Source organism: Marinoscillum sp. HNIBRBA16962 (genome assembly GCF_057801515.1).
Map to the genome: position 1 here is coordinate 1016250 of NZ_CM173603.1, position 15442 is coordinate 1031691.

The following is a 15442-nucleotide window of genomic DNA, read 5'->3' on the forward strand; positions in this document are numbered from 1 at the left end:
TGAATGCAACGGTTTAAGAAGTGAAATACCGGAAAAACCAAGTCAGCTGATTTTTTCAATTAAGGCTTTCTTGTAGGATTTACTTAGTGGAAGTTCTTGCTGACCAATGGTTATCACATCACCGGAGACTTTATCTACCTTGTTTAAGGATACAATGTAAGAACGATGGATGCGGATGAAATCAGAGTTCGGGAGTTTGGCCTCCAGGTCACCCAGCAAAATATTGACCATGGTTTCCTGTTCCCGGGTTACGATACGGCAGTAATTATCATCCGCCCTGATCCAGAGTATATCATCAAAGTGAATATTTAAATACCCGGAACCATCCTTTAAGAAAATAGACTTCCGCTGATTGTCGGGGTTAGGGTTCAGATCATAGGTCCTTTCACTGGCTGCTTTGGTTCTGTTTATGATGCGGTGCTGATTTAGCGCAATCTCTATTGCATTTCGCAGGTCAGCGTCTTTGAATGGCTTGGTCACATAACCGAACGGGCTGGTCTGAATAGCTTTGGAAAAAGTCTTTTGGTCCGAAAAAGCGGTCAGGTAAATGACAGGAATATCATGATTGAGAATGATCTCTTCAGCCAGCTCTATCCCATTTTCTTCACCATTCAGGTTGATGTCCATCAGCACGATATGGGGCTTGTATTTTTCTACTGAGCTGATAACCAAATGCGCTTTTGAAACTATCTTAGGCACGTAGAAGCCCATTTTTTCCACTCTCACCTGGATGTCCAAAGCGATCGTGGCTTCATCTTCTACGATCAAAACAGATTTACGCGGATCCATTGGTCAGGGAGTTGAGTGTTATGACAAATTTAGTCCCCTCGCCGGGAAGTTTTTCAATGGAACCTTCAAGTTGGTCTACTAAACTGTAGACTAGTCGCAAACCAATGGCTCCGGATCGTTCCGAAGCGTCAAATCCTTTTCCATTATCCTCAATGGTCAGCTGGTATTTGAAGTTGCTTTTTTTACCAGTGATCCGGACTTTACCGGAAGGCATGCCATCGAAAGCATACTTCAGGCTGTTGGTCACCAGCTCATTGATGATGAGTCCGCAGGGGATCAGCTGATCCAGGTCCAGTTCAAGTGGGTCCAGTTTGATATCAAAGGCCACATCTTGTTCTCTGTAGCTTTGAGCAAAATGATTCGTCAGGTCTTCTACATAGCTCTTAAAATCAATTTGTCTGAGGCTTTCAGACTGGTAAAGCTTTTCGTGAATGGCTGAAATGGCATGGATCCGGTCCTGACTTATTTTCAGTAGCTCCTCGGGCTTTTTATTTCCACGTGTCTCATTCTGTAGGTTCAGCAGGCTTTCGATGATCTGAAGGTTATTTTTTACCCGATGGTGGATTTCTTTCAGCAGGGTTTCTTTTTCATGAAGCGATGTGGAGATGATCCCGTTTTTTTCTTCCAGCTGCCGGGAGAGGCGGTTTTTGATTTTGTAGCGACTGTAAAGTACTAGTGACAGCATAAAAATAAGCGCTCCACTGATCGTGGTGGCAGTGATCATGATGTTTTGCTGCGAGATCTGCTGGTCTTTTAATGCATTTTCTGTGTTGAGAAGCGCGATTTCATTCTCCTGCTGTTCGGTCTCAAACTCTACCTTGAGTTTTTCTATCTGAGCGATCTTCTCCTCATTAAAGATGGTATCATTTAATGCCTGATACCTAAGCAGGGTTTCATAAGCTTTTTGGTAATTTCCCTTATCTCGGTATAGTCTGCTAAGAATTTCCTGGATATACCGCTCTTCATTTTTTAGCTTCAGTCGCTGACTGATGGATACGGAGATCAGCGCATTTTCCTCAGCTCTTTCCAACTCACCGAGGTGATAGTATGTTTCTGCAAGGTTTGTATAGATTACGCATAGGGCTGCCTGATGATTCAATGAGTCAAAGATCTTCCTGGCGTTTTCAAAATAATATAGTCCTGAGTCATATTTTCCAAGTGGGACAAATGCCGTCCCAAGATTCATGTCTATGTTGGCGACACCTTCCCAAAATCCCTCTTCAACAAACACCTGTCGAGCTTTCTTGTAATTAGCAATTTCCTCGTCCACAGATCCCTGAATTCCCTTGACCAGCCCTATATTTTGCAGTGCATTAGCTTCCTCTATAGGGTAATTCGTTTGTCTGGACAGTTCATAACTTTTTTCAAAATATTTAGCTGCCTGATCCAGATCGTTTTGATAGAAATAGTCGATGGCCAGGCCATTAAAAGCCTGTATGAGTGGTTTTTTATCAGTTTCCAATTCCCCGTATTCGATAGCTTTCAGACGGAAAACAATAGAGGTATCATACAAGCCTTTAAAACTATAGGCAGTTGATATCGCATTGTATGCCCGGCAAAACAGTCCGGAGATGCTGTCAGTCTCAATAATCGCAAGGGCTTCCCGTGCAAAAAAAAGGGATGAATCGGGATTTAACTGGCGATATTCGTCAGCAAGCTGAATGAAAATGTCCGCTTTATCACTAGCCTGCTTTACCTGGTCGGATTCGCGGAGTAGTGAATCGATGCTTGCCTGGAAGGCTGCCCAACCAAAAAACAGAAATGCAGTGATAGAAAAAAGCTTCATACCAGGCCGGTTTTTGTTAATTAAACTTACTAAGGATCTTCATGAAATCATCACTAAACATCTGCTAAACTTTCTGTGATCAGGTTTTAAATGCCGGTGGATAACAAAAGCGTAAAATTTGAAACCTTTTTTGTTGCTGCGCTGGTCCTGATTTCCGGATCAGTGGCTGTGTATCGTCAGATTGATTACATGCGCTCACAGGATCTGGGTATGAATATTGACAACAATCTGGTTATTTACGGACCCGACCTGCGACCTTTTGATTCCAATTTTATTGGGGACTTTGAGAAATTCAAAAATGAGCTGATGGCACAATCAGGGGTTGTTTCTGTAACAGCTACGCGACATATGCTTGGCGACCGGCTGCCGAAAGGTTTTAAGATCCATTCACCGATGGACCCGGAGCGAAACGATCTGGGGTGTAACTGGATGGCCATTGATTATGGATTCCTCGATCATTTCGATATTCAGTTGCTGGCTGGCAGGTCATTTGATAGGAGCGATCATCATACAAACGGCGATGAAGTCAACACGATGATCCTCAATGAGGCTGCCGTTGATTTTTTCAACTTTGATTCACCCGGGCAGGCTATAGGACAAACCATAGAGATCGAAGGGCGCGGACAGCCATTCTTCAGAATTGTTGGCGTGGCAGAAAATTTTCACCAGCAGTCATTGAAGAAATCCATTCAGCCCATCATGCTGCTTCCTTTTTATGACAACTCACAGTATATCACGGTAAAGTATGATGCTGGAATGGAAGAACGGGCAGTACAGCTGGCACGGACAAAGTTCGCCGAATTTTATCCGGGGAATTATTTCGATTATTATTTTCTGGAGGATCATTTTGAGAAACAGTACAAAGCAGATGAGCGGATTGGGTTGTTATCATCTGTTTTTACGGTGCTGGCTATTATTCTGGCCGTTATGGGACTGTATGGTCTGGTTTTGATTACACTAATGAAGAAGACGAAGGAGATCGGGGTGAGAAAAGTACTGGGTGCAGACCTGGTTTCTCTATTAAGGCTTTATGGGAAAAGCTTTCTGACCCTCGTGGGAGTTGCCGTGCTGATCGGCATGCCCGTGAGTTACTTCCTGATCCGGGATTTTTTGCAGAATTATTCATACACCCGTGGAGTTGAAATAGCCGTATTGCTGTTGGCTGGCTTCATCCTGTTTTCTATTTGCCTCGTTACGGTCCTTTTTCAAACCGGTAGGATCGCTGCAAACAATCCGGTGGATTCTTTAAGGTATGAGTAGCTAGCGCCGCGTTAAGCATAAATTGTCGGTATAGGTTCCCGCAGACCCGCCTGCCAGAGTAGTACGGCGGCCAGGTGTCGCAGATAAACGCAGAGATGCATTGAAAATCAGCGTAATCTGCGGGAAATAAAGAGAGTGTATCGCTACACTATGCTGAGACATTATATCGTTAACTTAACACTAGTATTTGATTGCAAAATTTGACGTATATTGAAATAGGCTCTAAAAGGTTGATAACCAGATTCAAGGAATTATGAATATTTGTGCCATTAGGCACTCACCATTTGATCATGGGGAAAGGGCTGAGTGGATGCTTCAGGGCATAATTCAGCCCCTTTTTCATAATCCTTCCGGTAAAATGAAGCCTTGGATACTTTTGCTCAGTTTCAAAAATGATACTTCCGGGCAGGTTAAATCTGATCTTTCCGGCTGTCAGGTCTATCAGGTCCGCTTTTCTGAAAGCCTCAGCCTCTAAATTGCCTTTTATTTTAGTGAGTTTGTGATGGTTACGGATGATAAAATCCATTTCATCCGGTAAGATCTCAAAATCACTTTCATCCAGATAGGTCCTTGCCAGTCCTGCAGATCCGGGCAGGTAGTTCATTGTATCGTTTACCCAGATATCCAGGTCATGGAATGCAGCAGCAATGGCTACTTTTTTGCTTTCTCGCATCAGCAGCAGGGTGATGGCATACTGGTATACCCGCTGAGCGTGATGATGGTAACGATCAAAATCTGCCCCGAGATGATCCCGGTATTTGTGGAGGACCTGTGTGATCAGTTTCAAGTTTCAGGAAGATTTCTTTAAGAGATAGAGTTGACCAAGGTGGTAGATGTCATGCTGGATGATGCCAACCAGCAGCTCTTTGAATGAAATTTCTTTTCCGGGAACCTGCTCAGTCAGAAGGTCATCAGATTGAGAAGAGAGGATACGGAGTAGCTCCTCCTGGGTTTCCTGAAATACTTCGATAAGCTTTTTTACTTCCTGATTATGTTTAGGTTTCCAGTCTTCGGGACTATTTATCTGAAGGTTTTTTTCTTTTCCATGTAGCTTGTCAATGACCAATTGACGCCAGGCAATCATATGCTCAAGGATCTGCCCGATCGAATGGATCTCATTGGCACTATTGTCAAGGTCTTTCTGGTTCAGGCCTTTGAAGAACGTGGAGATGGAGTTGCCGTACCACGGACTCCCGTCATACACTTCGTTGAGTTGATCTATGATTTCCTTTAGCTTCATTACAGAAAATTACGAAAAAGAGGAAAGCTTCATTGTTTTTCTAGAAATAAAAAAAGCCACCAAAGGAGGTGGCTCTGTACTGGTCAATATGAATCAATGCTTATTTAGCTTCTTTGTATCGTCGGTTCACTTCTTCCCAGTTGATCACATTGAAGAATGCTTCGATGTATTCAGGACGCTTATTTTGATATTTCAGATAGTAAGCATGCTCCCATACATCCAGACCCAGTATTGGAGTTCCATCACATCCGGTCCCCGGCATTAGCGGGTTGTCCTGATTCGGCGTAGAGCAGATCTCAAGCTTTCCTCCGGGATGTGCGCATAGCCATGCCCAGCCGGAACCAAATCGGGTAGCGGCCGCTTTACTAAACTCATCTTTGAATTTATCAAAGTCTCCAAACGACTCGTGAATAGCATCCAAAACAGGTCCGCTCGGGTTTCCTCCGCCATCCGGGCTCATTACTGTCCAGAAGAGGGAGTGGTTCCAGTGACCTCCACCGTTATTTCTTACAGCATTATTATCACTATGTTTTTTGATGAGCTCCTCCAGGGAAAGGTTAGCCATGTCGGTTCCTTCGATGACTCCATTTAGTTTTGAAACGTATCCTGCATGGTGCTTACCATGATGTATTTCCATTGTGGTTTTGTCAATGTGTGGCTCAAGGTCTGCATGAGCATAGGGTAAATCTGGTAATTCGAATGCCATGATTTATGATTTTAGGTTTTAAAAAATGATTTCAAATTCGAATATAAAACACACGGGACTATTAATTGTTCTTTCGTAACCGTGTAAAAAATGATTTTAATAAATCCTGAGATTCTTTCTCTAGCAGACCGTGTTTTATTTCGGTCTGAGGGTGTAAGATTTTTGGATTGGCAGTACGGTAACCACGCTTTTCATCCGCGGTGGCATATACCACTTTCTGAAGCTGCGCCCAGTACATTGCGCCGCCACACATAGTGCATGGCTCCAGCGTCACATAAAGTGCACACTGATCCAGGTATCGGGAGCCCAGATGGTTTTGTGCTGCTGTGATGGCAAGCATTTCAGCATGGGCAGTTACGTCATTCAGCCGTTCCACCTGGTTATAGGCGCGGGCAATGATCCGGTTTTTGCAGACCACAACAGCGCCCACAGGAATTTCTTTTTCTTCCAGCGCTTTTTCTGCCTCCTTCAGGGCTTGTTTCATGAAATGCTCATCACTGTGTACCGACAATTCATTCATGTGTTTAAAAATTAGCTTTTAGCACTTAGCCTTTGGCTCTTAGGGACACTTTTCAGCATGTTTTTCAAATGTTGTAGAAATTAGCCTGTCCGGCATCATGCTCATTTCATTGACTTAAAGGTCCTGAGCACTCCGATAATACCTACCACTATACCTGCTCCAAGGCACACATAATACCAGGGTTCCGAAAGTGTGTAAGAATCGGTAAACTTACTACCTATTACCTTTCCAAGGTCTTTGGGTGAGTGAGATTGCGCCCAGTATATCAGGAATATTCCAATGGCAATAAACAGAATGCCACGTATCAGTCCGCCGTTTTTCATGTCAGGTTATTTGTTTTGACTTCAACTTACAAAATATTGTCGATATCTTTAGTTTACTTCAACTTTAGAATATGAATCGCCACCAATTACTGTTTCTGTTGCTATTTGGTATGCTCTGTTCCTGTAAACAGCAGACCCACCCATACACCTCATGGCAAGTAACCGGAGGAGGGAAAGGAGATGGGATACGCTATTCTTCCCTTTCTCAGATAGACACCTCTAATGTAAGTCAGCTAACCAAAATATGGGAGTATCATACCGGAGATGCGGATACGGTCAACCATTCTCAAATCCAGTGTAATCCCATAATAATTGATGGAGTACTATATGGGACCTCACCAAAATTAAATGCCTTTGCAATAGACGCGGCAACTGGCGAAGAGCTTTGGAACTTTAACCCTGAAGCCTACGCTGCAACGACTTTAGCGGATTTTATCTTAAATAATAACCGGGGAGTTACGTACTGGAGGCGTGAAGAAGGTCAACCACGAATTCTCTACACTGCAGGTTCATATCTTCATGCTCTGGATGCACATTCCGGAGAGTTGATACAATCTTTCGGTAATAATGGAGTGGTGGACTTGCACACCGGTCTGTATCCTGCATTTGAAAATTTATTTGTGACCGCCACTTCACCGGGAGTGATCTACCATGACCTGATCATTTTGGGTTCGAGGGTTTCTGAAAACAGTGACGCAGCTCCTGGCACAATTCGCGCATTCAATGTCATTACAGGAGAATTGGCCTGGACTTTTAATACCATTCCAAATGGACTGGAATATGGACACGATTCGTGGGAAGACCCGAATGCCTGGAAGTTTATCGGTGGAGCAAATGCATGGTCCGGGTTTACCATCGACAGGAAAAACCGGTTGGTTTTCGTGCCGACCGGATCTGCTTCATTTGATTTTTATGGAGGAGCACGGAGAGGAGATAACCTTTTTGCTAATAGTTTGATTGCCCTTGACGCTTTGACTGGAAAATATGTCTGGCATTTTCAGTTTATTCACCATGACATTTGGGACCGTGACCTTCCTACACCGCCTGCTTTGGTGGAGGTTGAAACGAATGGAGAAGAAGTTGAGGCTGTAGCTCAGCCCACCAAGTCGGGGTTTATCTACTTGTTTAATAGAAAAACAGGAGAGCCCCTTTACCCGATAGAGGAGGTGGAGGTCCCGACAAATACCAGGCTGGCGGGAGAGAAACTCTCTGAAACACAACCTGTTTCCACCTTCCCGGAACCCATCATGCGGCTGGATTTTCCCGAAACAGAGCTGAATTCACTGGTTGGAGAAGAGTCTTATCAAGAGTTATTGGCCCGGTATAGAAGCTACGACTATGAAGGTATGTTCACACCACTTTCAAAAAAGGGAACTATTATTTATCCAGGGCTGGATGGGGGCGCTGAATGGGGTGGACCTGCCTTTGATCCCACTACCGGGCTGATGTATCTAAATGCCAATGAGGTCCCATGGGTTATTACAATTACTGATGTAGATCGGAGTATGGGGCAAGAGACATTGTATGAAGCTGGCAGTAGATTGTATAATCAGCATTGTATGAGTTGTCATAGCTCAGATAAGGCAGGAACAGATCACTATCCTTCACTTCTGGACATTGCTTCCAGGTATTCGGCAGAAGAAATAGATGAGCTGATCCAATCAGGTCGCCGTATGATGCCGGCATTTTCATACCTCTCCGACCAGGATCGGGAAGCAATTATTTCTTTTGTAATCAACATGGAGGAGGGTAGAAACAAAGAATACATTCCGGAGATAAGTACTGACAATCCGAGACAGTTACCTTACACCATCACCGGCTATCACAAGTTCCAGACGCAGGAAGGTTATCCCGCTATTGCTCCACCCTGGGGCACGCTCAATGCTGTTAACCTGAATACAGGAAAGATAGCATGGAGAATACCTCTGGGTGAGACACCGGAGTTTGAAGAAAAAGGGATTAGGACCGGGACAGAGAATTATGGAGGACCGGTGGTGACGGCTGGGGGGTTGGTGTTTATAGCGGCGACTAAGGATAGCAGGTTTCGTGCTTTCAATAAGCAAACCGGAGAGCTGCTCTGGGAAACTGAGCTTCCGGCTCCCGGATTTGCTACACCGGCTATCTATGAACTAAAAGGCAGGCAATATGTAGTTATCGCCTGCGGAGGAGGCAAAATGGGAACAAACTCCGGCGATTCATATATAGCCTACGCATTGCCATAAAGAAAGGGTAAGGTGCAAGTTATACTCCATTACCGCTTAATCGCAACTTGACAAAAGCAGGTCTAATAAATATTGACTACATCGAAGTGTTCCAGCGAGCCTGTAGCCTGTTCCATATCCATCAGGTTAAAGTACTCTCCACAAACCTCATTTTGCTCAGCTGCCTTCATGGCCTTTTCTGCAAGGATTTTATTTTTCCAGTATACCAGGTCTACCCATTCATTTTCACTTTTTCGTATTAGTTCGCGACGGATAAACCCTTCCTGCTTCACTAAAAATTCTACCTGAAGCTTTTTGGAAAGTATTAACAGATCAGATTCTGAAACACCGTTTTTCAAAGTGAATGGAGCCCACTCCACCACAGACTGTTCCAGTTCCTCATTTGGCTTAAAATAGGGATTATAGATTAACCCGATGACATTATCCCACGGATCTTTGACCAATGCTACTTTGATTCCATCCCCAACGTCATTGGGAGTTTCCAACTCTTTGGCGCCATTTGTAATCATCTTGTCATACGCATCTGTAATGTCCTCTACTCCCCAGTAGGATAATACATTCGTAGTCTTTGGACGAGCGGTTTCCTCAGGTAATAGACCCAGCTCATATCCGCCAATATCAAAGCCAACATAAAAAGACTCGTCAAAATAGGGCTCTTTACCAAAAGCTTTGGCATACCAGGATTTGGCTTCCTGCAAGTCATCTACCTTGTAGATGGTGGTTCTTAATCCTTTTGCATCAATTGATTTCATGGAGATCTGGTTTTGTGAGTGTGCTTTGAAGTGCGGACCGATAAAAATGATGGTCGCTAACCAAAATTTGAAAAGTTCCATTGCATGATTTTGTTATGAGATTGAATAGCGTAGTATGGTTCGAAGCTTTTCAGGAGCTACCCGTCTGGGATCGCTGAGGTAGATCTCTCTGTGGTAGCCGTTTACACGGTATTCATTTTTCGAAACGTGTTCGAAAAGCGTGTGCAGTGATCCTGTTTCTTCTTCGTAAGAACCAATGTGGAGTATTTGGGCAAATTTTCCTGCCGGTATGGTTTCAAAAGAAACCTGTTCCAGGTAGCCACTTCCTTTTTGTTTAGCCTGAGCGTTCTGAATGGCTCGTTTCAGGTATGAAGAGTCAATGAACTCAGGCATTCTGATCATTATTTTCCAGATCCATTGGTCTCTTGGTGTCTGTGTAAATAAGTGTTGCTTTTCAAGTCCGCCCTCTATGTACCAAAAGCACTCCATCTTTGGCACGGTAAAGTCCAGGTCCTCTCCTTTACTGATGAATTTAATGCCGTAAGCGATTGCATAAATTGCTTCAATAGCATTGAGAAAAGATTCATGTTCGGGCGCAGACTGCCCCTTGATGGTTAGGTAGTTACATTCAGGTATGTCTCTGATATCCGGGGCTTTACCCACTTTATAATAATTCGGGTCGGTTTTTGCGAGATCGATTTTCGTCAGTTCCATGGTGTTTGAAAAGTTTGTTTAGAACAAAGAAAACCGAGTAAGTGACAGCCCTATGTCACTTGGTTTGAAAGACTAAAAAAATTTTTCCGGATTTCGTTTTGTTAGGTAAGAAAGCTGGCATATCATAATTATTTTTATTTTTGAACTATGGATGAAAATGAATTCAGAGCAGAGATAGCCGGGATTTTCCATGAACAGGACAGAAGAATGGAAAAGCTTGATAAAAAACTTGATAGGCTGGAGAATAAAATTGAGAAGAATGCCGCTGCTATTGAGAAGAATGCCGTTGCTATAAAAAAGAATGCTTCAGCCGTTTCAAAATTAACGAGTCTGTGGACGGATTTTGTGGAAACTTACACAGTTCGTGATGTAAAAAAAGATGAAAATATTTCTGATCTGGATCGAAGGATCAAGCGGATCGAGCGAAAACTAGGGCTTAATTAGTGTTAAGTTGCAGAATTAAACTACATTTAAAATTTTGTCGCAAATAGTTCATGCCAGCTCGTTGTTTCTACTGATTATTTGTGCCATTAGGCACTAGTTCAAAATATTTCTGATGGTGTTCGAAAAGCTCTTTTGACAGGGTAGCCACTATACCCTGGAGCTTTGACGGAGCCACTACCGACACCTCATCACCAAACATCAGCAGCCACCTGGCAAAGTAGTTATAATGATGAGTGAGGAATTTCATTTCTACTTCATTTTCATTCCTGGTGTGCTCTTCGATAAAGCCATAGTAGAACTTCTGTTCCTGGATAAACCTGCTGACTTTTTTCGAAAAGACCACGATGGCCTCTTTGGCATCCGTGCCCTCGGTCATGCCATGGACAAAGTCCAGGTAACTGGGGTATCCGGAGGGGTCATATGATTCTGCTGTTATACGAATTTGCTTTATGCGATCTGTACGAAAGTCACGAAAGTCCTTTCTCAATCTGCAATAGCCGATCACATGCCATCTGCTGGAATAGTGCACCAGGCCGAGTGGTTCTATTTCCCGCTCCGTAGTAGTGTCATTATAGTTAGAGTGGTATTTTATTTTCAGCACCTTCCGCGAAGCAAGAGCTACCTGAATGTCTGAAATATGCGAATCGGGAAATCCCACCCGGGCGGTCATTGGAGAGCCGATTACAGAAATGCTGCTATCAAGATTATCCAGAAATTCTTTATCCCGATACCTCAAAACCGCTTTGATCTTATAAAGCGCTTCTTCAAAGTTTTTACTGATCTCTGAGTCGGCATTTTTTTCGATCAACTTTGCACCGATAAGGATGGCGCCCGCTTCTTCTTTATTGAAAACAACCGGAGGCAGGTGGTAGCCGTCCACAATAAAATAGCCTTCCCCGGCATCCCCACCGATTGGCACACCAGCTTCCATCAGTGATCTGATATCTCTGAAAATGGTCCTTCTGCTTACCTCAAAGCGGTCTTCAAGCTCCTGCAGCGGGACGTGCGGCTTGCTCTGCAGGTGGATAAGAATAGCCGTAAGTCGATCAATTCGGTTCACTACTTCTGATTTTATGCCAGCGCTTCACTAATGAGGTCTTTTTCTAACGAGTCGAGTGGAAGGTCCAGAGCCATCTTGTGCCCTTTTTCAGTCATTTTATTCCAGGTTTTTTGCAAAATACTGATCACTTTGTCCTTTGGATGCTCCTGCGCAAACTCCCCAAAATAGTATTTAAGAAAGACCAGGCAGACCACATCTTCCAGTTGCTGGGTTTCTTCATCATTTTTTAGTTTTTTCTTGGTGACAAGTTCATTCACCCTCAGTGATACTTCTTCATCATAGCCTTCTTCTTCCATAATTTGACTGAGAAGTTTTCCGTGAGCTAATTTTTCTACAGTTCGCCATTGGAGGTACCCTTTACGGTCTTTTGGGTAGGTATCCCTGGGTATTTCCCACCTCCGTATATGCTGACCCTTTGCTGCGATCTGCAAAGCTTCGGATGGGTTTGGTTCATACTCCCTGAGCATTTCCATCATCCGTTGGCCATAGCAATACTCTTTGGGCAACTGCTCACCGTCTATTTGCACGGTGTTCGGATCTTCTTTTTGGTTTTTTTCAATTTTTGAAAAAACAGCTTGCAATTGGTCAGTCATATAAAAATATATTTTGGATCTTGCATTGATTTCAAAAAATAGCACAAAATGTCCTTCTAATTTAAGCAAGGTTGACGGCAAAAAGTAACGAAGATTTGAAATTCATTTGCACAAACTTTTAATTCTTATTCCGATTCGTTTTGCTTTCTGGTCGGCTGATTTAAATTTGCCACAATTTGTCCATATGTAACCACCATACCATACACTTATGCCAAAAGATCCCAGTATAAAATCAGTTTTAATCATCGGAAGTGGCCCAATCATCATTGGTCAGGCTTGCGAATTTGACTATTCAGGTTCACAGGCTTCAAAATCCCTGAGAGAAGAGGGGATAGAAGTTACGCTGATCAATAGCAACCCGGCCACAATCATGACCGATCCGGTTACGGCTGATAATATATACTTGAAGCCACTGACCAAGCAGTCTATAAAAGAAATCCTGGAGAAGCATAAAATCGATGCTGTATTACCTACTCAGGGTGGGCAAACGGCCCTGAATCTGGCCATAGACTGTGAAAAGGCGGGAATATGGGAAAAGTACGGAGTAAAAATGATCGGGGTAGATATCGGAGCTATAGAAACTACCGAAGATCGTGAAAAATTCCGAAACAAAATGAACGAGATCGGAGTGGGTGTTTGTCGCGGAGAAACTGCCACTTCCTTTCTTAAAGGAAAAGAAATTGCCCAGGAAATAGGGTTCCCTTTGGTTATTCGTCCTTCATACACCCTTGGTGGATATGGAGGAGGGTTTGTGGACAAGCCTGAAGAGTTTGATAAAGCGCTGAATGCAGGATTGCAAGCCTCGCCGATCCACGAGGTTTTAGTAGAGCAAAGTATCCTTGGCTGGAAAGAATATGAGCTTGAGCTGCTGAGAGATAATATCGGGAACATTATCATAATCTGTTCTATCGAGAACTTCGATCCTATGGGAGTGCATACTGGTGATTCCATCACAGTAGCTCCGGCCATGACACTTCCGGATACGATCTATCAGAGAATGCGTGACATGGCCAAAACCATGATGAATGCTATTGGTCAGTTTGCCGGAGGGTGTAATGTGCAGTTTGCGGTAGACCCTGACACTGATAAGATCATCGGGATTGAGATCAATCCAAGGGTTTCCCGCTCTTCCGCACTTGCTTCCAAGGCCACTGGATATCCAATTGCGAAGATCGCCGCGAAGCTGGCAATCGGGTATAACCTGGACGAGCTTAAAAACCAGATCACAAAAACTACGTCAGCATTTTTCGAGCCGGCCCTTGATTATGTGATTGTGAAAATACCCCGATGGAACTTCGATAAATTCCAGGGCTCAGACCGGAAGCTTGGCTTGCAAATGAAATCAGTAGGTGAGGCCATGGGCATCGGGAGAAATTTTCAGGAAGCACTCCAGAAAGCCTGTCAGTCTCTGGAGATCAAAAGAAATGGACTGGGAGCAGATGGTCGCGAGCTTAAGGATCAGGCAGCTATCCTTTATAGCCTGGAGCACCCTAGCTGGAACCGCCTTTTTCATATCTACGATGCTTTTAAGCTGGGTATCCCTTTTAAGACCATCTATAACCTCACGAAGATCGATCCGTGGTTTTTGCACCAGATCGAGGAGCTGATCCACTTAGAGAAAGAAATCGAAACCTATTCCCTGGATACCATTCCGAAAGACCTGCTTCGGGAAGCCAAGGAAAAAGGATATGCCGACCGTCAGGTTGCGCACCTGCTCAGATGCCTTGAAAGCGAAATATATGCTAAACGTAATGAGCTTGGCATAAAAAGGGTTTATAAGCTGGTGGATACCTGTGCTGCGGAATTTGAAGCGCAAACGCCCTATTATTATTCAGCATTTGACGAGGAGAATGAGTCCCCGGTTTCAGATAAGAAAAAGATCATCGTACTTGGTTCCGGGCCTAACAGGATCGGACAGGGTATTGAATTTGATTACTCTTGCGTGCATGGTGTTTTGGCTGCTAAAGAGTGCGGTTATGAAACCATCATGATAAACTGTAACCCTGAAACGGTCTCGACGGATTTTGATGTGGCGGATAAGCTGTATTTCGAACCGGTATTTTGGGAGCATATTTATGACATCATCCTTCACGAAAAACCGGAAGGAGTGATTGTGCAGCTGGGTGGTCAGACCGCCCTTAAGTTGGCAGAAAAGATGAGCAGGTACGGTATCAAGATCATAGGTACAAGCTATGAGGCGCTGGACCTGGCAGAGGATCGCGGACGCTTTTCTGACCTGCTAAAGGAGCAAAAAATCCCATACCCTAAATACGGAACTATTGATGATGCGGAGGGTGCCGTAGAGCTTTCAAAAGACATTGGCTTTCCGCTGCTTGTCCGCCCAAGCTATGTACTTGGAGGGCAAAGCATGAAGATTGTCATTAACGAGAAGGAGCTGGAGCAGCATGTCGTTAATCTCTTAAAAGATAAGCCCGACGGAAAGATCCTTCTGGATCACTTCCTGGAAGGAGCCATAGAAGCAGAGGCCGATGCTATTTGTGATGGTGAGGAGGTGTATATTATAGGCATCATGCAGCACATCGAACCAGCAGGGATTCACTCCGGAGATTCCTATGCGGTGCTCCCTCCGTACAATTTGGGAGACTTTGTGATGCGTCAGATCGAAGATTACACAAAGAAAATTGCCCTCGCGCTTGAAACCGTGGGATTGATCAATATCCAGTTTGCGATTAAGGACGATCGGGTCTACATCATTGAGGCAAACCCCAGGGCCTCACGTACAGTGCCGTTTATCTGTAAAGCTTACCGGGAGCCTTATGTGAACTATGCAACCAAAGTGATGTTAGGTGAAAAGAAAGTAAAAGACTTTGACTTTAAGCCTTACAAACATGGTTATGCGATTAAGGAGCCGGTATTTTCATTTCATAAGTTCCCTAACGTAAATAAGGAACTTGGACCGGAGATGAAATCTACGGGAGAGGCCATCTACTTTATTGATGACCTGATGGACGATTATTTTCTGGAAATCTATTCAGAACGAAACCTCTACCTAAGTAGATAAGTTAAAGAGAT

At 43.9% G+C, this 15442-nt stretch carries 15 protein-coding genes; 4 read left to right on the forward strand and 11 right to left on the reverse strand.

Annotation, left to right across the window (positions count from 1 at the left end; all coding sequences use genetic code 11):
• Nucleotides 1-42: 42 nt before the first annotated feature.
• On the reverse strand, nt 43-789 hold the full coding sequence (locus AC3E9V_RS04135; protein WP_488751926.1) for a LytR/AlgR family response regulator transcription factor: 747 nt from the start codon (nt 787-789) through the stop codon (nt 43-45).
• The gene (locus AC3E9V_RS04140; RefSeq protein WP_488751927.1) at nt 776-2575 is read right to left on the reverse strand and encodes a histidine kinase dimerization/phosphoacceptor domain -containing protein; all 1800 of its coding nucleotides are present in this window, start codon (nt 2573-2575) and stop codon (nt 776-778) included. The genes AC3E9V_RS04135 and AC3E9V_RS04140 overlap by 14 nt, the downstream gene beginning before the upstream one ends.
• A 96-nt stretch (nt 2576-2671) precedes the next feature.
• Between AC3E9V_RS04140 and AC3E9V_RS04145 the strand changes: the two genes are divergently transcribed.
• The gene (locus tag AC3E9V_RS04145; RefSeq protein WP_488751928.1) at nt 2672-3835 is read left to right on the forward strand and encodes an ABC transporter permease; all 1164 of its coding nucleotides are present in this window, start codon (nt 2672-2674) and stop codon (nt 3833-3835) included.
• A gap of 277 nt (nt 3836-4112) precedes the next feature.
• Here AC3E9V_RS04145 and AC3E9V_RS04150 read toward each other — a convergent pair whose 3' ends face one another.
• From AC3E9V_RS04150 to AC3E9V_RS04170, 5 genes are all read right to left on the reverse strand, one after another.
• Nucleotides 4113-4622, reverse strand: coding sequence for a hypothetical protein (locus AC3E9V_RS04150; RefSeq protein WP_488751929.1), 510 nt, complete (start codon nt 4620-4622; stop codon nt 4113-4115).
• A gap of 3 nt (nt 4623-4625) precedes the next feature.
• A complete protein-coding gene (locus tag AC3E9V_RS04155; RefSeq protein WP_488751930.1) occupies nt 4626-5075 on the reverse strand; it encodes a DinB family protein in 450 nt (149 codons plus the stop codon).
• A gap of 100 nt (nt 5076-5175) precedes the next feature.
• Nucleotides 5176-5781, reverse strand: coding sequence for a superoxide dismutase (locus AC3E9V_RS04160; protein WP_488751931.1), 606 nt, complete (start codon nt 5779-5781; stop codon nt 5176-5178).
• A gap of 61 nt (nt 5782-5842) precedes the next feature.
• Nucleotides 5843-6301 carry a nucleoside deaminase gene (locus tag AC3E9V_RS04165; RefSeq protein WP_488751932.1) on the reverse strand — a complete coding sequence of 153 codons (459 nt, stop codon included), beginning with the start codon at nt 6299-6301 and terminating at the stop codon, nt 5843-5845.
• Nucleotides 6302-6402: 101 nt separating this feature from the next.
• Nucleotides 6403-6624 carry a hypothetical protein gene (locus AC3E9V_RS04170; protein ID WP_488751933.1) on the reverse strand — a complete coding sequence of 74 codons (222 nt, stop codon included), beginning with the start codon at nt 6622-6624 and terminating at the stop codon, nt 6403-6405.
• A 71-nt stretch (nt 6625-6695) separates the two neighbouring features.
• Here AC3E9V_RS04170 and AC3E9V_RS04175 point away from each other — a divergent pair, with 71 nt between their 5' ends.
• Nucleotides 6696-8846, forward strand: coding sequence for an outer membrane protein assembly factor BamB family protein (locus AC3E9V_RS04175; RefSeq protein ID WP_488751934.1), 2151 nt, complete (start codon nt 6696-6698; stop codon nt 8844-8846).
• Between the two features lie 62 nt (nt 8847-8908).
• On the opposite strand, the gene AC3E9V_RS04180 is transcribed toward AC3E9V_RS04175, so the two are convergent.
• Together AC3E9V_RS04180 and AC3E9V_RS04185 are read right to left on the reverse strand one after the other, a co-directional pair.
• The gene (locus AC3E9V_RS04180) at nt 8909-9679 is read right to left on the reverse strand and encodes a VOC family protein (RefSeq protein ID WP_488751935.1); all 771 of its coding nucleotides are present in this window, start codon (nt 9677-9679) and stop codon (nt 8909-8911) included.
• Between the two features lie 12 nt (nt 9680-9691).
• A complete protein-coding gene (locus tag AC3E9V_RS04185; protein ID WP_488751936.1) occupies nt 9692-10312 on the reverse strand; it encodes a GyrI-like domain-containing protein in 621 nt (206 codons plus the stop codon).
• A gap of 147 nt (nt 10313-10459) precedes the next feature.
• Here AC3E9V_RS04185 and AC3E9V_RS04190 point away from each other — a divergent pair, with 147 nt between their 5' ends.
• Nucleotides 10460-10756 carry a hypothetical protein gene (locus AC3E9V_RS04190; protein WP_488751937.1) on the forward strand — a complete coding sequence of 99 codons (297 nt, stop codon included), beginning with the start codon at nt 10460-10462 and terminating at the stop codon, nt 10754-10756.
• Between the two features lie 67 nt (nt 10757-10823).
• On the opposite strand, the gene AC3E9V_RS04195 is transcribed toward AC3E9V_RS04190, so the two are convergent.
• Nucleotides 10824-11816, reverse strand: coding sequence for a helix-turn-helix transcriptional regulator (locus AC3E9V_RS04195; protein ID WP_488751938.1), 993 nt, complete (start codon nt 11814-11816; stop codon nt 10824-10826).
• Nucleotides 11817-11827: 11 nt separating this feature from the next.
• Nucleotides 11828-12409, reverse strand: coding sequence for a DUF4202 domain-containing protein (locus AC3E9V_RS04200; RefSeq protein WP_488751939.1), 582 nt, complete (start codon nt 12407-12409; stop codon nt 11828-11830).
• Nucleotides 12410-12617: 208 nt separating this feature from the next.
• Here AC3E9V_RS04200 and carB point away from each other — a divergent pair, with 208 nt between their 5' ends.
• Complete coding sequence (carB, locus tag AC3E9V_RS04205) at nt 12618-15431, forward strand: carbamoyl-phosphate synthase large subunit (protein ID WP_488751940.1); 2814 nt, start codon at nt 12618-12620, stop codon at nt 15429-15431.
• Nucleotides 15432-15442 lie beyond the last annotated feature (11 nt).